Annotated in this window: 17 protein-coding genes and 1 tRNA gene; 11 read left to right on the plus strand and 7 right to left on the minus strand. The window is 66.9% G+C overall.

Translation table 11 applies throughout. The features are described from left to right. Position 1 precedes the first annotated feature (1 nt). Positions 2 to 724 (plus strand): hypothetical protein, encoded by a 723-nt coding sequence (locus DK26_RS11560; protein ID WP_066472042.1) that lies wholly within the window; start codon positions 2 to 4, stop codon positions 722 to 724. Positions 725 to 820: 96 nt separating this feature from the next. Next, a complete protein-coding gene (locus DK26_RS11565) occupies positions 821 to 2,893 on the plus strand; it encodes a M3 family metallopeptidase (RefSeq protein WP_066472050.1) in 2,073 nt (690 codons plus the stop codon). A 116-nt stretch (positions 2,894 to 3,009) separates the two neighbouring features. Here DK26_RS11565 and DK26_RS11570 read toward each other — a convergent pair whose 3' ends face one another. Continuing rightward, a complete protein-coding gene (locus tag DK26_RS11570) occupies positions 3,010 to 3,339 on the minus strand; it encodes a hypothetical protein (RefSeq protein WP_157089617.1) in 330 nt (109 codons plus the stop codon). A gap of 112 nt (positions 3,340 to 3,451) precedes the next feature. Between DK26_RS11570 and DK26_RS11575 the strand changes: the two genes are divergently transcribed. The 3 genes from DK26_RS11575 (at position 3,452) to DK26_RS11585 (ending at position 8,464) form a co-directional block, all read left to right on the plus strand. Then, the gene (locus tag DK26_RS11575; RefSeq protein ID WP_066472054.1) at positions 3,452 to 3,934 is read left to right on the plus strand and encodes a hypothetical protein; all 483 of its coding nucleotides are present in this window, start codon (positions 3,452 to 3,454) and stop codon (positions 3,932 to 3,934) included. 297 nt (positions 3,935 to 4,231) lie between these two features. Next, positions 4,232 to 5,797, plus strand: coding sequence for a 2-isopropylmalate synthase (locus DK26_RS11580; RefSeq protein ID WP_066472057.1), 1,566 nt, complete (start codon positions 4,232 to 4,234; stop codon positions 5,795 to 5,797). Positions 5,798 to 6,079: 282 nt separating this feature from the next. Next, entirely contained in the window at positions 6,080 to 8,464 is a 2,385-nt protein-coding gene (locus tag DK26_RS11585) for a tetratricopeptide repeat protein (protein ID WP_157089618.1), read from the plus strand. Between the two features lie 11 nt (positions 8,465 to 8,475). Here the strand turns inward: DK26_RS11585 and DK26_RS11590 are convergent, their stop codons facing one another. Beyond that, positions 8,476 to 8,958, minus strand: a complete 483-nt coding sequence (locus DK26_RS11590) for an Lrp/AsnC family transcriptional regulator (protein WP_066472065.1) — start codon at positions 8,956 to 8,958, stop codon at positions 8,476 to 8,478. 122 nt (positions 8,959 to 9,080) lie between these two features. Between DK26_RS11590 and phhA the strand changes: the two genes are divergently transcribed. The 6 genes from phhA (at position 9,081) to DK26_RS28970 (ending at position 13,941) form a co-directional block, all read left to right on the plus strand. Next, positions 9,081 to 9,944 (plus strand): phenylalanine 4-monooxygenase, encoded by an 864-nt coding sequence (gene phhA, locus DK26_RS11595; protein ID WP_066472067.1) that lies wholly within the window; start codon positions 9,081 to 9,083, stop codon positions 9,942 to 9,944. Positions 9,945 to 10,006: 62 nt separating this feature from the next. Further along, entirely contained in the window at positions 10,007 to 11,377 is a 1,371-nt protein-coding gene (locus DK26_RS11600) for a methyl-accepting chemotaxis protein (RefSeq protein WP_066472069.1), read from the plus strand. 107 nt (positions 11,378 to 11,484) lie between these two features. After that, positions 11,485 to 12,762 (plus strand): solute carrier family 23 protein, encoded by a 1,278-nt coding sequence (locus DK26_RS11605; RefSeq protein WP_066472072.1) that lies wholly within the window; start codon positions 11,485 to 11,487, stop codon positions 12,760 to 12,762. A 201-nt stretch (positions 12,763 to 12,963) separates the two neighbouring features. Then, a tRNA-Lys gene (locus DK26_RS11610) sits at positions 12,964 to 13,039 on the plus strand. A 292-nt stretch (positions 13,040 to 13,331) separates the two neighbouring features. Then, a complete protein-coding gene (locus tag DK26_RS11615; protein WP_066472073.1) occupies positions 13,332 to 13,604 on the plus strand; it encodes a hypothetical protein in 273 nt (90 codons plus the stop codon). A 199-nt stretch (positions 13,605 to 13,803) separates the two neighbouring features. Further along, positions 13,804 to 13,941: a hypothetical protein gene (locus DK26_RS28970; RefSeq protein ID WP_157089620.1), complete on the plus strand. Its 138-nt coding sequence runs from the start codon at positions 13,804 to 13,806 to the stop codon at positions 13,939 to 13,941. Between the two features lie 185 nt (positions 13,942 to 14,126). Here the strand turns inward: DK26_RS28970 and DK26_RS11620 are convergent, their stop codons facing one another. The 5 genes from DK26_RS11620 to soxC form a co-directional block, all read right to left on the minus strand. Then, positions 14,127 to 14,513 carry a cytochrome c family protein gene (locus DK26_RS11620; protein ID WP_066472075.1) on the minus strand — a complete coding sequence of 129 codons (387 nt, stop codon included), beginning with the start codon at positions 14,511 to 14,513 and terminating at the stop codon, positions 14,127 to 14,129. Between the two features lie 99 nt (positions 14,514 to 14,612). Further along, positions 14,613 to 15,890 carry an NAD(P)/FAD-dependent oxidoreductase gene (locus DK26_RS11625; RefSeq protein WP_066472077.1) on the minus strand — a complete coding sequence of 426 codons (1,278 nt, stop codon included), beginning with the start codon at positions 15,888 to 15,890 and terminating at the stop codon, positions 14,613 to 14,615. 111 nt (positions 15,891 to 16,001) lie between these two features. Next, positions 16,002 to 16,331 carry a c-type cytochrome gene (locus tag DK26_RS11630; RefSeq protein WP_066472079.1) on the minus strand — a complete coding sequence of 110 codons (330 nt, stop codon included), beginning with the start codon at positions 16,329 to 16,331 and terminating at the stop codon, positions 16,002 to 16,004. Continuing rightward, positions 16,331 to 17,056 (minus strand): cytochrome c, encoded by a 726-nt coding sequence (locus DK26_RS11635; protein ID WP_066472081.1) that lies wholly within the window; start codon positions 17,054 to 17,056, stop codon positions 16,331 to 16,333. The genes DK26_RS11630 and DK26_RS11635 overlap by 1 nt, the downstream gene beginning before the upstream one ends. After that, positions 17,040 to 18,317, minus strand: a complete 1,278-nt coding sequence (gene soxC / locus DK26_RS11640; protein WP_066472082.1) for a sulfite dehydrogenase — start codon at positions 18,315 to 18,317, stop codon at positions 17,040 to 17,042. Before soxC ends, DK26_RS11635 begins: the two co-directional genes overlap by 17 nt. Positions 18,318 to 18,344: the final 27 nt, after the last annotated feature.

The raw sequence follows: 18,344 nt of genomic DNA on the forward strand, positions 1-18,344 counted from the left end.
CATGAACGGCGTCGAGGACGGCAGCATCGTCGCGCTCCAGCGCGTCGAGGCCAGGGTCGAGCCCTATGAGTGGAGCTTCATCAGCGAGCGCTCGGGCGAGATTGCCGCGCATTGGCAGAAGCTCACAGCCGACAAGCCGGCGATGTTCAACGGCCGCGTCCTGTTGCAGCATCGGGCTGCGATCGAGGCGGGCGTCTTCCATGCCGGCTATTTCGCGACCGACTATGCCGCGCTCCTGGCCTGGCGTGATTTCGGCGTGCCACCGCCGGCGATCCGCAACGGCTTCGGCATGGCGGCGCTACGGGCGGCAGACGGCGCCTTCCTGCTCGGCAGGATGGGCGAGCACACTGCCAATGCCGGCAAGGTCTATTTCGCTGCCGGCACGCCCGATCATGAAGATATCCTGCCCGACGGCAGCCTCGACCTCGCCGGCAGCGTCACCCGCGAACTCTGCGAGGAAACGGGGCTATCGCTCAACGAGATCGTGGTGGAGGAGAGCTGGGACGCGGTGATCGTGCCCGGCCGGGTTGCCTTCATGCGCCCGGTTCGCATCGATCTGCCGGCAGAAGCGGCGCGCGCCCTGATGCTGGAGCGGATCGCATCGCAGGAGGAGCCCGAGCTTTCGGATATGGTGATCGTCCGCAATCTCGCCGATTGCAGCGATTACGACATGCCCCCCTTCATGACGGCCTACCTCGCCCATATCTTCGAGCGAGAATCCTGATCCTTCCCAGGAAAACATCGTCGGATCGGCACCGCGTCTCCCATCGGGACGAAGGGGGGCCGTTCGAATGACTCAGCAACGCTGAAAGGCCAGCTCATGATCGCATCCGAAGCCTTGAACCTGCCCGCCGGCAACCCTTTCGGGCAGGTCTGGGAAACGCCTTTCGGCCTGCCGCCATTCGCCGCGATCCGCCCCGAGCATATCCGCGAGGCCTATCCGGCGGCACTCGATAAGCACCGGGCCGAGATCGAGGCGATCAAGGCTGAGAAGGCAGCGCCCGATTTCGCCAATACGATCGAGGCGCTGGAGCGTTCGGCCCGCGGCATGGGCCGGCTCGGCGGCGTCTTCTACAATCTCGCCGGAGCCGACACGAACGAGGCCCTGCAGGCGATCGAGCGCGAGATTTCGCCGGTGATGTCACGCCATTGGTCGGCGATCATGATGGACGAGGGGCTGTTCGCGCGGGTCGACGCGGTCTTCCGTCAGCGCGAGAAGCTCGGCCTCGACGCCGAGCAGATGCGTCTGCTGGAGCGTACGCATCGCGGCTTCGTCCGCGCCGGCGCGGAGCTCGGATCGGAAGACAAGGCCCGGCTCGCCGCGATCAACGAGCGGCTTGCCGGGCTCGGCACCAGCTTCGGACAGAACCTGCTCAAGGACGAGGCGAGCTACGCGCTGGTGCTGGAGAACGAGGCCGATCTCGCCGGCCTGCCGGCCTTCGTCGTTGCTGCCATGGCCCGTGCCGCCGCGGATCGCGGCCAGGATGGCAAGCATGCTGTGACGCTGTCGCGCTCGATCATCGAGCCCTTCCTGACCTTCTCGACGCGCCGGGATCTGCGCGAGGAGAGCTTCCTCGCCTGGAGCAAGCGCGGCGAGAATGGTGGCGAGACCGACAACCGCGCCATCGTCGCCGAGATGGTCAAGCTGCGGGCCGAGAAGGCCAAGCTGCTCGGCTTCCCGACCTTCGCACATTTCAAGCTCGACGATTCCATGGCGAAGGCGCCGGCCAATGTCCGCCAACTGCTAGAGCTTGTCTGGAAGCCTGCCAAGGCGCGCGCGGCGCAGGAGGCCGCCGATCTCGCCGCCCTGGCCCAGACCGAGGGCGAGAACGGGCCGATCCGACCCTCCGACTGGCGGCATTATTCGGAGAAGGTGCGGCAGAAGACCTATGCGCTCGATGAAGCCGTTCTGAAGCCCTATCTCCAGCTCGATCGCATCATCGCCGCCGCCTTCGACACGGCCGGCAAGCTGTTCGGCCTCGCCTTCGCCGAGAAGCCGGAACTCGCCGGCTACCATCCCGACGTCCGCATCTGGGAGGTGACCGAGGCCGCGTCCGGTCGGCACATCGGCCTCTTCCTCGGCGATTACTTCGCCCGGCCTTCGAAGCGTTCAGGCGCCTGGATGAGCGCCTATCGCGGCCAGCGCAATCTCGACGGCGAGGTCCGGCCGATCATCGTCAACGTCTGCAACTTCGCCAAACCTGCCGAGGGCAAGCCGGCGCTGCTCTCGATCGACGATGCGCGCACGCTGTTCCACGAATTCGGCCACGCCTTGCACGGCCTGCTCTCCGACGTGAAATACGGCTCGCTCGCCGGCACCTCGGTCTCGCGCGACTTCGTCGAATTGCCCTCGCAGCTGTACGAGCACTGGTTCCTGACCAGGGAGGTGATGCAGCGCTTCTGCCTGCATGCCGAGACCGGCGAGCCGATCCCGGAGGCGCTGATCGAGAAGATCAAGAAGGCGCAGACCTTCAACCAGGGCTTCGCCACCGTCGAGTACACCTCGTCGGCGCTGGTCGATCTCGCCTTCCATTCGCTGGAGGCGACGGCCGAGGTCGATCCGCTCGCCTTCGAGGCGGCTGAGCTCGCACGGATCGGCATGCCCGGCGAGATCACCATGCGCCACCGTACCCCGCATTTCAGCCACGTCTTCTCGGGCGACGGCTATTCGGCGGGCTATTACAGCTATCTGTGGTCGGAGGTGATGGACGCCGACGCCTTCAATGCCTTCATCGAGGCGGGCGACGTCTTCGCGCCGGAGCTGGCGCAGAAGCTGCGGCGCTATATCTATTCGGCCGGCGACACGCGCGACCCGGCCGAGGCGTATACGCTGTTCCGGGGGCGGCTGCCGACGCCGGACGCACTGCTCGAAAAGCGCGGGTTGGCGGGCTAGCGGGGGCTCGGGTCGTCATGGTCGGGCTTGTCCCGACCATCCACGTCCGTCTTGATGCAATGCGATGTTCAAGACGCGGATGCTCGCCACAAGGGCGAGCATGACGGCGGTGACTTTCACGGATAGCCGAATTTCGACTTCGTCGCGCGCAGCTGCGACAGCGCGCCGGCCTCGTTGCCGCCGGAGCAGGTGGCGCGGGCCTTCTCGATCTCGGCGCTGACGCGGACATGGACGTTGCGCGTGGTGTGGCCGGTCTGGATGTCGTTGTCGACCACCGCCTGGAAGCGCTCGATCTCGCCGCCGCAACCGCTGCCGCTCGGCATGCGGAAGGTGTTCGGGGTCACGCCGGTCGGTGCCTGCTCGGGCGAGGGGGCCGGCGGCGGGCCGGCGGTCTGGCAGGCGGCGAGCGCGAGGCAAAGGGCGGTTGCGAGAGGTCCAGCGCGCATGGTCGGCTCCGAAGCGATATCGCGGGCGAGCATGACCGATTCCGGCCCGCCAGCCAATCGCGCGATGCCCGCTGGACACAGTCTCGTCACCAGTTTGCCGGATGCTGCCGCAATGACCATCGAAGCCCAGCTCGAACTCGCCGTCTTCGCCGACTATTTCCAGTTCTACGTCGAGGACGAGGCGGCCAATGAGGATTTCGGCCCGCTGTGGACGGACGAGGCCGTGGAGCGCCTGATCGCCGTGGGCGATTGCAGCATCGGCATCGGCACGGTTCGCAACATGGCGGTGCCCGTTGCGGTTTCACTCCATAGCGAGGAGCCGGAGGACGATTTCCACGAATGGGATCTCGTCAATGAATGCTCCTTCACCGTCCGCTCGGGCCGGATCGCCATCCTCGGCTGCACGGATGCCCTGCAGGATGCCGCGCGGCTTTCGCTCCCGCCCGGCCCATACAGGCTGCGGGTTTCCTATGTCGGCCTCGACAGCCCCTGTGAGGACGGGCTGGACGGAGACGACTTCTACCGCCTGCAGCTCTGGCCGGCGCCGCTGGCGGGATTGCGGACCTTGAAGGAGAAGGCCGGCGCGACCCGCTGACCGCGTCTGCAGACTCGCCTTGCGCAGGTGCAGCCAAATCGGTTAAACAGCCTCATTCGAAGAGGAACGCCTGTGGCCGCATCCGCCACCCATGCCCTGACGCTCAACCGCGCGATCGCGCGGCCCGCCGGCATGCGCGCTCCTCTCGCTCTTGGTCAGCTTCTTCTCCTTATCAGCCCCTGAGGGCCGACCGGGCATGCATGCCTGGGCGCTCAGGGGAGTGACGAGAACCGAAATCCAGACCCTCCGCGCCCGCCATCACGAATAGCGGCGCGTTCCGAGCCAAGGAACAGCAGCATGACCGTCTCCAGCAAGCCCGCCTCGTCGAAGGACCGGGTCCTGATCTTCGACACCACCCTGCGCGATGGCGAGCAGTGCCCCGGCGCGACCATGACCTTCGAGGAGAAGCTCGAGATCGCCGACTTCCTCGACGCGATGGGCGTCGACATCATCGAGGCGGGTTTCCCGATCGCCTCGGACGGCGATTTCGAGGCGGTCTCCGAAATCGCCCGCCGGATCAAGCGTGCGACCGTGGCCGGGCTCGCCCGCGCCATCAGCGCCGACATCGCCCGCGCCGGCGAAGCGGTACGGCATGCGGTGAAGCCGCGCATCCACACCTTCGTCTCGACCTCGCCGATTCATCTGCAGCACCAGATGCGCAAGACCGAAGAGGAAGTGCTGGAGATCATCACCAAGACCGTCGCCCAGGCGCGCAACCTGGTCGAGGACGTCGAATGGTCGGCGATGGACGCGACCCGCACCCCGATTGACTATCTCTGCCGGACGGTCGAGACCGCGATCAAGGCCGGCGCGACCACGATCAACCTGCCCGATACGGTCGGCTACGCGACGCCAGACGAGTATCGCGCCATGTTCCGCCAGATCCGCGAGCGCGTGCCGAATGCCGACAAGGCGATCTTCTCGGCGCATTGCCACAATGATCTGGGCCTCGCCGTAGCCAATTCGCTGGCGGCGATCGAGGGGGGCGCCCGCCAGGTCGAGTGCACCATCAACGGCATCGGTGAGCGCGCCGGCAATGCGGCGCTGGAGGAGGTCGTGATGGCGCTGCGTGTGCGCGGCGACGTCATGGCTTACGACACCGGCATCGAGGCCACGATGCTGATGCGCGCCTCCAAGGCGGTTTCGACCGCCTGCTCCTTCCCGGTGCAGTACAACAAGGCGATCGTCGGCCGGAACGCCTTCGCGCATGAGAGCGGCATCCATCAGGACGGCATGCTGAAGCATCAGCAGACCTACGAGATCATGACGCCGGCATCGGTCGGCGTGACCAAGACCTCGCTGGTTATGGGCAAGCATTCGGGCCGTGCCGCCTTCCGCTCCAAGCTGAAGGAGATGGGCTACGAGCTCGGCGACAACCAGATGGAAGATGCCTTCACCCGGTTCAAGGCGCTGGCCGACCGCAAGAAGCACGTCTACGACGAGGATATCGAGGCGCTGGTCGACGAGAACATCGCCTCCGCCCATGACCGGGTGAAACTGGTCTCGCTGACGGTGATCGCCGGCACGCGCGGCCCGCAGCGGGCGATGATGAAGCTCGATGTCGAGGGCCGGGTCGTCGCCGAAGAGGCCGAGGGCAACGGCCCGATCGACGCCGTCTTCAACGCGATCAAGGCGATCGTGCCGCATGAGGCGCGGCTGGAGCTCTACGACGTCCACGCCGTGACCGAGGGCACCGATGCCCAAGCCGAAGTCTCGGTGCGGCTGTCGCAGAACGGCGCATCCGTGACCGGCCGCGGCGCCGATCCGGACACGCTGGTCTCCTCTGCAAAGGCCTATCTGGTCGCGCTCAACAAGCTGATCGCGCGCGGCGCCCGGATGCACGCGCAGGCTGCTGCCGAGTAGTCGGCTCGGCATATTTCCGCTTTCGGGGCCGGTGTGCCGCGCTGTGACCAGCGCGGCACACCGGCCCGTTTTTTGACGGCGGCGTGGAACAAAAACTGGATTCGCGAAACGGATGACGCTCTCATGATGCGGGGGGCCATCGCGAGACCTAGTTTAATGAAGTCGCGTCGCCTTGTTATTTTGGGCGCGCTGGTCGCTTTCCAGGCCACGCCCGCCTCGGCTCATACCTCACTTCCGCCGGTCTCTCCGGCCGAGCAGACGGAAGAGCTGGCGCAAATCTGCATGGGCGAGATCGAGACGCCGCGCGGCGAGCGCAAGGCGGCCTGCGACGAAGCCCTGCGGGTCGAGCTGAACCGCGGCGACCGGGCGGATCTGCTCGCCAGCCGCGGCTGGCTGGCGCAAGGCGAGGGCGCTCTCCATGCGGCTCTGCGCGATTTCGAGACCGCCCTGAGGACAACCGAAGGCCATCTTGCGGCTCTGCGCGGTCGCGCCGCGGTGCTCTCCGAACTCGGCCGTCATCGCGAGGCGGAAGCGGTCCTCGCCGCCGGGCTCGCCGCCGGCAACGCACCTGCCAGCCTGCTGGTCGACCGGGCCAGCCTGCGCGAACGGCGCGGCGACCTGGCTGGCGCACGGGCGGACCTCGATCATGGCCTGCGGCTGGACCCGTCGAGCGCCTGGGCGCGGGTGGCGCGGGCCAGGCTGCTGCAAGGCCTCGGCGAGCATGATCTCGCTTTGGCCGACTTCGACATGGCGATCGAGCTGGAGCCCGCCATCGCCTCGCACCATTATCGGCGCGGCATGTCGCTGTCGGCGCTGAAACGTCCCGCCGAGGCGGTCGGCGCTTTCGAGCGCGCCCTGCGGCTCGAGCCCGCAGTGCCGCAAAGCTGGGTCGAGCGCGGGCGGGCTTTCGAGGCTCTCGGGGAGCTGGAACCGGCGCTGGCGAATTACGAGCGTGCGCTGCGGCTCGACCCGCGCAACGAAACCGCCCTGTCGCGACGCGCTCTGGTGCTGCAGCGGAGCGGCCGGCCGCTCCGGGCGATCAAGGCCTATGACGTCCTGATCGCGACCCATCCGGCTACCGTCTTTGCCTTCAACAACCGCGCCTTGCTGCTGATCGAGCAGGGCCGGCAGGCCGAGGCCTTGCGGGACCTAGACCAGCTGCTGGCGCTGGCGCCGCACGATGGCAACGGCCTGCGCAATCGTGCCCACCTGCTGCTCTCCCTTGGACGGAACGACGAGGCGCTGCGCGATCTCGACCGCGCCGGGCCCGGCCGCGACGCACCGGCCTGGCACGGTATGCGCGGCGACGCCCTGCTCGCGCTCGGCCGGGCGGCTCCGGCTCGTAAGGCCTACGAGCTCGCGCTGCAGGGGCGTCCGGACGATCTGGCGACGCGCTTCGGCCTGGCGATGGCCGAGGAGATGCTCGGCGAAAGACTGGCGGCGTTGGCGGCCTATGGCGCCGTGCTTGAACGCGAACCCGCTCATGCCGGGGCCATAGAGCGGCGCGAGGCCCTGCTGCCGGTGCTCGGCCGCTCGATCGAGGTCTGGCCGATGCGGCTGGCCGCTTTCATCCACGCGGCCAGGACACAGTTCGGGCACGAGCGAGCGGCCTTCTGGCATGCCTATCATGCGGCCCGTCCGCAGCCGGCCGCGCCGACGCGCGACGAACTCGCCGAGCTAGACGCCGCGCTGGCGGTCGATGGCCTCGACGTGACGCGGCTGGTGCGGCGCGCGCAGTTCCGCATCGGCCAGCCGCAGCGCGACGCGCAGGCGCGGCAGGACGTTGCGACGGCGCTGGCGATCGAGCCGGATCACCCGGCGGCTCTCGTGCTGCGGGCGCGGCTGCATTTTCGCGATGGCGTGTTCTCGGAGTCGCTCGCCGACAGCGAGGCGGCGCTGCGGCGCGCGCCGCGCTTCGTCGAGGCCCTGTTCCAGCGTGCCCGAGCATTGGAGGCGCGCGGGCAGGCCAATGCGGCGCTGAGCGCCTATGACCAGGTGCTCGCGGTAGCGCCGAGCAATCACGCGGCGCTGCTCAACCGTGGCCAGCTGCTGCAGCGCTCCCGGCAATACCAGCGCGCGCTCGTGGACTTCGACGCCGCGCTCGCGATCGATCGCGAGGATGCCGATGGCTGGCTGTCGCGCGCCGCGGTCCGCCTCGCTCTGGGGGAGCCGGAGGCAGCGATCCCGGATTACCGCGCGGCCTTGACGCTGGCGCCGCACCGCATCGATGCCGCACTCGGCCTGACCCAGGCGCTGGTCAGCGCTCAGCAGCCGAGTCTTGCGATCGACGAGCTCGGGCGCCTGATCAAGCGCCACCCAGAGCAGGCCGGCTTCTGGAACATGCGCTGCCTGATCCGCGCGGTCAGCGGGCAGGTGGCGGGGGCGCTGCCGGATTGCGAGGAGGCGCTGCGCCTCGCGCCGAACCAGAGCGGGGTCCTGCACACGCGGGCGCTCGTCCAGCTCAAGCACGGCGATCTCGATGGCGCCATCGCCGATTACGACCGGGCGCTCTCGCTCGATGCAAGGCTCGGGCAGGCCTGGTACGGCCGGGCGATCGCGCATCAGCGCCGCGGCGATGCGGAAGAGGCGGCTTTCGATTTCGCCCGGGCGCGCGATCTCGACGTCAGCGCCGGCGAGCGCTACCGCGCCTATGGCGTGACGCCCTGAGCGGGGCCTTCTCAGACCGGCCAGCCCCGATCCGGCTTGATCGTCGCCAGCACGAACGAGGAGCGCATGTCGGCGATGCCCGGCAGCGTCAGCAGGCGCTGCATGGCGAATTCGCCATAGGCCTCGATGTCATCGGCGACGATGTGGACGAGCAGGTCGCATTCGCCGGTCATTGCCTGGCATGAGATGACCTCGTCGAAGGCCTTCAGCTTCTCGATCAGGCGGGTTCGCCAGTCCGGATCCGACTGGGCGAGCTTGACGAAGGCATAGGCCTCGACGCCATGGCCGAGCTGCCGGCGGTCGATCAGCGCACGATAGCCGGCGATGACGCCATCCTCCTCCAGCGCCTTGAGGCGGCGCAGGCAGGGAGAGGGCGCCATGCCGATCTCCTCGGCGAGGGCGGCATTGGTCAGGCGGCCATTGCGCTGCAGGGCGCGCAGGATGCGCCGGTCGGTTTCGTCGAGGCGTGACGGGGCTTTGCTTGTTTCTGTCATGATCGGACCCGTTGGTGCGTTTCCCGGTCATATTGTTCTATCGAGGCCGCTGAGGCGCAAGAGAAAGTCAGGACATGACCCGGAGGCGGGCGCAGCATGCTTGCAGCATTGGGAGGTGCGCCATGACTACCGACCCGCTCAGCCGGTCAGGCCTCAAGCCGGACGAGGTTCCGGCCGATTTCGTCGTCGACCAGAGATTCCAGCACTACGCCGCCGCTGACCATGAGACCTGGTCGCGGCTGCACCGGCGCCAGTTCGAGCTGCTCCGCGGGCGCGTCTGCGACGAGTTCTTCGCGGGGCTCTCGGCGCTCGGCATCGCCGCCGACGGCATACCCGACTTCCGGCAGATCAACCGCGTCCTGAAGGCTGCAACCGGCTGGGAGGTGGTGGCCGTGCCCGGGCTGGTGCCGGACCGGGTGTTCTTCACCCATCTCGCCGAACGCCGGTTTCCGGCCGGGTTCTGGATCAGGCGGCCGGAGGAGTTCGACTATATCGAGGAGCCGGACATCTTCCACGATGTATTTGGCCATGTGCCGCTGCTGATGAACCGGTCCTACGCCGATTTCGTCGCGGCCTATGGCGCAGCCGGTCTGCGCTATACCGATCCGGCCGATCTCTCTCGTCTCGCCCGGCTCTACTGGTACAGCGTCGAGTTCGGCCTGATCGAGACTGCGGCGGGTCTGCGCATCTTCGGTGCCGGCATCGCCTCATCGCCCGGCGAGACCCTGTTCGCGCTGGAGAGCGACAAGCCAAACCGTATCCGCTTCGACCCGGCTCGGGTGATGCGGACGCGCTACAAGATCGACGATTTCCAGCAGACCTACTTCGTCCTGCCGGGCTTCGAGGCGATGCCCGATCTTGCCGCCGGACCGCTGGAGGCGGCGATGGCGCAGGCGCGAGCGCTGCCGGAGCTCGCCCCCGATGCGCGGATTGCCGAGGATAGCTCCGTTACGGCCGGGACCGCCGCTCACAGGCCCGCCGCCTGAGCGATTTGGCCCTTCCTTAACCATTGTGCAGGCAGCGTGGGCCTCGGAAACGAGCCCGCGCAATGGCAGACGAGACGCAAAGAGATTCCCTGTTCGCCCCCGCTGCGCCCAATTCGCGCCTGGCGATCTTCGGCGTCGGCGATGCGACGCTGAAGCTGGCAGGGGAACTCGCCCCGACGCTCGGTGCGAAGATTGACGCGGCGATGGCGCTGCACTTCGAACGGCTTTCCGGACATCCGACCATGGGAGCGGCTTCGCGGACCTACGGGCCGACCCTGTGCACCGAGATGGCACAGCATGCCCGCTCCCTGTTCGAGGCAACGTTCGACGATGCCTATGCGGAATCGCTGCGGCGCGCCGTGCAGACCGAGACGGCCTCGCCCTTCGGACCACGCACGCATGCCGTTCTGGCGATGACGGCGATGCGGTCGCTTTTCCCCGAGATCGCGAGGCGGCATCGCTTCTCGTCACGGCAGACGGCGCGCGATTGCGTCAAGCTCGCGGAGTTCCTGATCGTCGACCTCGTCAATGCACTCGGCGACATCCATGCGATGCGCGCCGAACAGACGACCCGCTATGTCACCGACATCGCCGCACTCGCAGACGATTTCCGTCAGCAGGTCGAACAGGTCTCGAGCGAAACGGAAGAGGCTGCGGCGACGCTGAGCCGGGTTGCCGCCAGTTCGGCGGCGGCTTCACGCCGCGCTGGCGAGACCACCGACGCTAGCCGGCAAAGCTGGTCCAAGGTGCGCGAGCGCGCCGTGCAGACGGTCTCTTCGATCGGGCAATTGCGCCAGTCGATCGGCGAGATCGACAGGCGGACGCAGGAGAGTGCCGAGATCGCGGCCGGGACGGTCATGGCGGCGGGAGAAGCGCGCGGGACGATCGAGAGCCTCGCCGCCCTCGTCTCCGAGGTCGGTTCGGTCGTCGGCCTGATCTCCGAGATCGCGGCGCAGACCAACCTGCTGGCGCTCAACGCCACCATCGAGGCGGCCCGTGCCGGCGAGGCCGGCCGTGGCTTTGCCGTGGTGGCCAGCGAGGTGAAGTCGCTGTCCGCGCAGACCAGTGGGGCGACGGAGGCGATCGGCAGCCGGATCGAGGCCATCCGGCAGGCGACAGCGCGCTGTGTCGATGCCATGGCGCGGATCGACCAGTCGGTGTCCGGCATGTCGGCGAACATGTCCGCGGTCGCCGGAGCGGTGACGGAGCAATTTGCGGTCAGCGATGGCATCGCCCGGGATGCGCAGGCCACGACAGATGAGATCGAGGCGGCCTTGGCGCTGGCGGCCGAGGCGCTCAGTGCCATGGAGCGCGTCGGCGCTTCCGTCGGCGAGATGAACACGCGCTCGGCCGCCGTCGGCACCGTCGCGGGAGGCCTCGCCGAGAACCTCAACCGCTTCGTGAAATCGGTTTCCGACCGGCTCACCGCCTGAAACACCGTTTTGCGGTGGACGGCGCGCCGCATTCGCTTGGCGCAGGCCCGATTCTTGCCACTATTGCCTCCCGGTGCGCGCGTGCGCGATGGCTGGGAGCGGGCGAGATGGCTGGCTATTTTCCGAACTGGACTTTGAAGACCTCCGGCGACGTGATGCCGGATGAGCGCCTGCCGGCCGGGCAGACCGTGATCGCCGGCCTACAGCATGTCGTCGCCATGTTCGGCTCGACCGTGCTGGCGCCGATCCTGATGGGGTTCGATCCAAACGTCGCGATCTTCTTCTCCGGCGTCGCGACGCTGCTGTTCTTCGTGATCACCGGCGGGCGGCTGCCGAGCTATCTCGGCTCGTCCTTCGCCTTCATCGGCGTCGTCATCGCCGCCACCGGTTATTCCGGCTCCGGCCCCAACCTCAACCTTCCCGTGGCACTCGGCGGCATCATCGCCTGCGGGGCGGCCTATGCGCTGATCGGCCTCATCGTGCAGGGCGTCGGCACGCGCTGGATCGAGAAGCTGCTGCCGCCGGTCGTCACCGGCGCGGTCGTGGCTGCGATCGGTCTTAACCTGACCTCAGTCGCGATGAACATGATCTCGGCGAGCCCCTACACCAAGTGGATCGCGCTGTTCACGGTCATCGCGGTGGCGCTGATCGCGGTCTATGGGCGCGGCCTGGCGCAGCGCCTGCCGGTGCTGATCGGTGGCCTTGCGGCCTATGTCCTTTACGCCGCGACGGCCACGAGCTTCGGCGCGCCGCCGATCGATTTCGGCAAGGTCGCCGCAGCCGCCTGGTTCGGCCTGCCGAACTTCGTCGCGCCGGTCTTCGAGCCCAAGGCGATCGCCCTGATCGTCCCGGTCGCGATCATCCTGGTTGCGGAGAATCTCGGGCACATCAAGGGCATCTCGGTGATGACCGGGCGCAATCTCGACAACCTGATCGGTCGCGGCTTCTTCGCCGACGGCCTCGGCACGATGATCGCGGGCTCGGGCGGTGGCACCGGCGTCACCACCTATGCCGAGAACATGGGCGTGATGGCGGTGACGCGGGTCTATTCGACCCTTGTCTTCGTCGCCGCCGGCGTGATCGCCCTGCTGCTCGGCTTCTCGCCGAAGTTCGGCGCGGTGATCGGCACGATCCCCGTCGCGGTGCTCGGCGGCCTTGCGGTCGTGGTCTTCGGCCTGATCGCCGCCACCGCCGGCCGGATCTGGGTCGAGAACAAGGTCAACTTCGCCGAGCCGAAGAATCTGCTGACCGTCGCGACCGCGCTGATTCTCGGTGCCGGCGATCTCAAGCTGCCGATTTTCGGTTACGAGCTCGGCGGCATCGGCACCGCGACCTTCGCGGCGATCGCGCTCTACCATCTGCTCGATCGTCGGCAGGCCGCCTGAGAACTGCGAAAACGACCTAAAACGGCCGAAAAATCGCTCCGGCGCGCCATCTGACGGATTTTTCCACAGGGTGTGCCGGGGTGCTCCAAAGAAGTTTGCATATTTCTGTCGCAGACGGGTGGACAGGGCAGGGGGTGTTTGCTACATCGCCGCCTGTCGGGACGCGGTCCACGCCTCGCCGACAACGTCTCCGTGGCGTATGGGTGATTAGCTCAGTTGGTAGAGCAGCTGACTCTTAATCAGCGGGTCGTAGGTTCGAGCCCTACATCACCCACCACGGACCCTTTCTGACAATCCGAAATGTAGCGCTTCGGCGCGGCTGCGAGGTTCCGGAGGCATGCGCGCCAGTGCACGTCTCGCATGCCGATGTCGTGTTCAATCTGCTCGATCCGGCCGCTTGGTGAACGTGGACCGACAGCTAAAATTCTACAGAAATCATCGGCGGTCTCGTAACCCTGACTGGAACGCAAGTTCCTGGCACGGTGCTGATGTCATGCCTGTAAGCTGCCTGTAAGTCAGTCGGCATAGAACTGTCTCCATCGAAACGACGCGGTTGATGGAGCACAGAGATGAACACCGAGCGCAGCAACATTGCCTTGAATGACGCGGCCCTGGAGAGCGTGAGCGGCGGGTTCAACCTCTACGACTCGATCTGCAATATCGGCGACTCCGTCGAGACAAGCTTCCAGAAGGGTGGTGAAGTCGGCTTCACCTTCGGCTTCGTCGGAGCCTTCGCCGGCGGCATTGCGGGGGCGATCGTCGGCACCGTCAGCGGCGTGAAGGACGAGGTCGGCAAGGGCGTGGGCGAAGCCGTCGATGTGGTTCGTGGGGCGATGCGCTGAGCCTTTTCGCCGGGCACTTCGGTGCCCGGCAAGCCTTCCCGAAGAGATGACCCGGCCCGTTCAGACGGTACCGGGTTTTTTTGTGGCTCCACGGTCCCTCGAGGCCAACACCGCGGCGCGAAGCCGCTTTGCCAATTCCCCCCGATGAACGCTAGAACGTCTCTGAAGGGGCCATAGTCTTGTCGCAAGGAGACGGGGCATGGCAATCGCACTTTTCAGCGTCGCGATGGCGGCGTTTGGAAGTCTAGCGCTGGGCACGGCAGAAGCAGGGGTGGCCCTCGGGCTGTTCTCGTTTCTCGGCCTCTGGATCGGGAGGCGCGCATTCACCGACGCCTGATCCGGGTCTGAGCGCGGCACGGCCGGCAAGCTCGGGTACGCCCTGGTCGGTCTGCTTCGTTATTCCGGACGGAACGTCGCCGTTGCGGGTGCCCGCTCCACAAATGCAAACCGCCCATGGCACGGCCCTGGGCGGTTCGTTCTTGAGAAGCTGGTCGGCCGGCGCCCGGCGACTGCTTCTTGCCGTTACTGCTTCTTGCCGTCCTTGCCGAACTGCTTGAGATAGGCCGTCAGGTCGCCGATCTCCTTATCGTTCTTGATGCCGGCGAAGACCATCTTGGTGCCCGGGATCTTGGCCTTCGGGTCCTTGATGTATTCGGCGAAGACCGCGTCGTCCCAGGTGATCGCCGCGTTCTTGTTGGCCGTGGAATAGCTGTAGCCCTCGACCGTGCCGGAGACACGGCCAAACAGGCCGTTGAGCTGCGGGCCGACGCCATTCTTGGCGGTCTCGCCGAGCTGATGGCAAGCGCGGCACTTGTTCCAGGAGCGCTCGCCGGCGGCGATGTCCTGGGCGCTCGCGGCGCCGGCGCCGAGCACTGCGGCAAGAAGGCTGGCCGAGATCAGAAGTCGCATGCTTCGTCCTTGTTTCTGGTGGCTGGAAAAAAGGAGGCCGCGCGGGGCGCGGCCATCAGGTTCGCGCCGCGCGGGAGGCCGCGGCGCCGGTGCATTGCCTCAGCTGAACATGTCGGCGGTGATGCCGGCATACCAACCCATGTTCTCGGCCTGGTTCTCCTTGCGCAGCTCGGCGCTTTCGCCGGGCTTGGAGACGAAGGTCTCGGTCGCCGCGATCTTGCCGTCCTTGGGCTCGTAGCGGCCGCCGACCTTGATGGTGTCGTCGGGCGCGACCAGCGACCAGCAGGTGTTGACGTAACGGGCCGGGAAGGTGCGGGCGCTGGTCAGCTCGCCGCGGATCGTCATCGCCGCGACTTTGGCCTGGCTGTTGGCCGAGAAGGCGGATTTCGGCATGTCGCCGGCGATGCAGGCGTCTCCGAGCACGAAGATGTTGGGGTCGGCGGTCGACTTCATCGTGGCCGCATCGATGGCGCAGTAGCCGCCGGCCGGTGCCAGCCCGGCACTGCGGGCGATCTCGCCGGCCATCTGCGCCGGAATGACGTTGACGAAGGCGCAGTCCTTGTAGGTCTCGAAGCCGGTGACGACCGTGTTGGTCTTCGGATCGACGGACTTGATCCCGTCATGCACCTTGGGGCCGAGCCATTCGATCATCGAGCCGTAGCGCTTCTCCCAGTCGGCCTGGAAGACGCCCTGCTTGGAAAAGCTCTCCTTCGGATCGAGGATGATGACCTTGGCGTCCTTCTTGCCGGCCTGCTGCAGCACATGGGCGAACATCGAGGCGCGCTCATAGGGGCCTGGCGGGCAGCGATAGGGATTGGGCGGGGCGATCATCACGATGGTGCCGCCATTGGGCACCGCATCGAGCCTCTGCTTGATCAGCTGCGTCTGGCGGCCGGGCTTCCAGCCATGCGGCATCTGCTCCTCGACCTCCTTCGACCAGCCGGGGACGGAGTCGTATTTCAGGTCGATGCCGGGCGAGACGACGAGCCGGTCATAGGGCAGACGCTGGCCGGTCGAGAGCACGACCTCCTTCTTGTCGCGGTCGATCTGGGTCGCCCGCGCCCGCGCAAGGGTGATGCCGTGGTTCTTCGTCAGCGCATCGTAGCGATGGCTGATTTCTTCGTAGGTCTTGAAGCCGCCGACAAAGAGATTGGAGTGGAAGCAGGTCTGGTAGGTCTCGTTTTCCTCGACCAGCGTCACCGCGATGGCGCCCTGGCTGTCCTTGGCGATGTAGCGTGCCGCCGTCGCGCCACCGGCGCCGCCGCCGATCACCACGACGCGGGGCTTGGCCTGGCCGAGGACGGCCGGGGCTCCCAGCCCGAGCGTGCCGGCTGCCGTCAGGCCGGTCATGACGAAAGATCGGCGATGAATCTTCATGTCCCTCTCCCCAGTTCTCGTTCGACATCGTCGCGGCTGCGTACCCGGCGGCCTCTTGCTGGGCCTGTCCGATCTTCATTTGGCCGAGGCCGTTGCGCGCCCCATGGGCGCTTACCGGCTCGGTTTCAGGCTTTCATAGTAGGCGGCGAGCGCCTCGATCTCTTCCTGCGATAGCCGGCCGGCGATGGTCTGCATGACCTGATTGTCGCGCTGCTTGTCACGATAGGTGATCATCAGCGCGACGAACTGGTCGGCGGGGTGGCCGATGATGGCGGGAATGCCGCCGACCTGCCGGCCGCTGCTCTGATGGCAGGAGGAGCACTCCGACGACAGGTATTCGCCCAGCGCCTTGTCGCCGGCCGCGCTCGCGGGACCGCCCGAGAGCGCAAGCGCGGTCGCGACCGAGCCGAACCAGGTTGGAACCGGCGAGGCGCTAGGCATCAATCGACCTTCGGCGCCGATTTCGAATCGGGCGTGACGTCGAGCACTGCGGCCCGCCCGGTGATCTTCACTTCGGCCTTGCAGTCCTTCATGCAGGGTTCCTTGCCCCAGAACGCCTTTTCGGTCGTCTCGCGATCATCATCGTAGAATGCGGCGGCGTTGGGCAGCTTCACGGAGGTGAAGTTCTTGTCCGACAGCTCGAACTCCTCGTCCTTCACGATGTCGTTCAGGTAGAGCAGATAGGCCGTCAGCGCGTAGATCTCGTCGGGGCTCAGCGACTGGGCGTTGCCATAGGGCATGGCGCGACGGATGTAGTCGTAGACCGTCGAGAGGTCGGGCCAGAACGAGCCGATGGTCTTTTCCGGCCGGTCGGCGGTGAGCGAGCCCACGCCGCCGGCGAGCACCGGCCAGCGGCCATTGCCCTGGCCGAACTCGCCATGGCAGCTCGCGCATTGCGCCTGGAAGATCTCGTCGCCCTGCTTCACCGTGCCCTTGCCGGGCGGCAGGCCCTTGCCGTCGGGGCGCACGGCGATGTCCCAGGCCTTGATCTCCTCCGGCAGAGCGGGGCGGCCTAGGCCAAGCATAGGCGCCTTGGCTGCCGGCGCCTGCGCAGGTGCGGCGGCTTTCGCCTGCGGCTTGGCGGTCTGGGCGATCAGCGGGCCGGTGCCGAGGATCGCAAGACCCGCCAGGCCCGCCAGCAGAACCGGCTTAAGCGATCTCGACATTCTCGGTCTCCCCATTCGCCTTCACATGCCAGGTCTGGATGCCGTTGTTGTGGTAGATGGAGTTGGCCCCGCGCACCTTGCGCAGCTCCTGCTTGGTCGGCTGGACATAGCCGGTGGAATCCATGGCGCGCGACTGGATCAGCAGGTCCTGCCCGGCCCAGTCGAAATCGACATAGAAGCGGGTCAGCGACTTATCGAGCACCGGCCCGTCGATCCGTGCCGACTGCCAGTTCTTGCCGCCGTCGAGCGTGACGTCGACGCGCTTGATCGTGCCGCGCCCCGACCAGGCGAGGCCGGATAGGACATTGCGGCCCTTGTGCTTGAGCGGGGCCTGCGGCGAGGGATTGGTCACCACCGATTTGGCGTCCATGATGAAGGTGTAGCGGCGCGAGCGGCCATCGGCGAGCAGGTCGGTGTATTTCGAGGTCTCCTCGCGGGCCTGCCAGGGCATGTCACCGACCTCGATCCGGCGCAGCCATTTCACCCAGATATTGCCTTCCCAGCCCGGAACGACGGCGCGCAGCGGGTAGCCCTGCTCGGGCCGCAGCGCCTCGCCGTTCATGGCGAAGGCGATCAGCACGTCGTCGAGCGCCTTCATCACCGGTAGCGAGCGGTTCATGCCGGAGGAATCGGCGCCTTCCAGCATCAGCCATTTCGCGTTGGGCTTGAGCCCGGCCTCGGCGAGCAGCAGCTTCAGCGGCACGCCGGTGTACATGACGTTGTGGACCATGCCGTGGGTGAACTGGCAGCCATTGAGCTGCGCACCGCGCCATTCCATGCCGGAATTGGCAGCGCATTCCAGGAAGTGGACATGGTTCTGGCGCGGCATGCGCTTGATGTCTTCCATGGTGAAGACGAGCGGCTTCTCGACCAGCCCATGGATCATCAACCGGTGATTGGCCGGGTCAATATCGGCGATGCCGCCATGGTGACGCTCAAAGCACAGGCCAGATGGCGTGATGATGCCGTCGAGCTCATGCAGCGGCGTGAAGTTCACCGAGGATTCGGGCGAGGCCGTCAGCCAGGAGACGTCGCGGCGCATGACGTGCTTCTCGAAGCGCGAGGGCGTGCCATAGGGGCGCTTGTCGACACCTTCGCCGAGATAGCGGTTCCAGTCCTGGACCTCGGTGATCAGCGGATCGGGCGTCGGCGCCTGGGCGCGCGCGGGCAGTGTGGAGGCGGCAAGGCCTGCGCCGGCCGCTCCGGCCACGCCGAGGAAGCGGCGGCGGCTGAGAGGCCCGGCCTGTGGTTCGGAACTCATGGGCGTTCGTCCTGTTTGATCGCGGGC

This window comes from Allobosea sp. WAO (assembly GCF_001509835.1).
Taxonomy (GTDB): domain Bacteria; phylum Pseudomonadota; class Alphaproteobacteria; order Rhizobiales; family Beijerinckiaceae; genus Allobosea.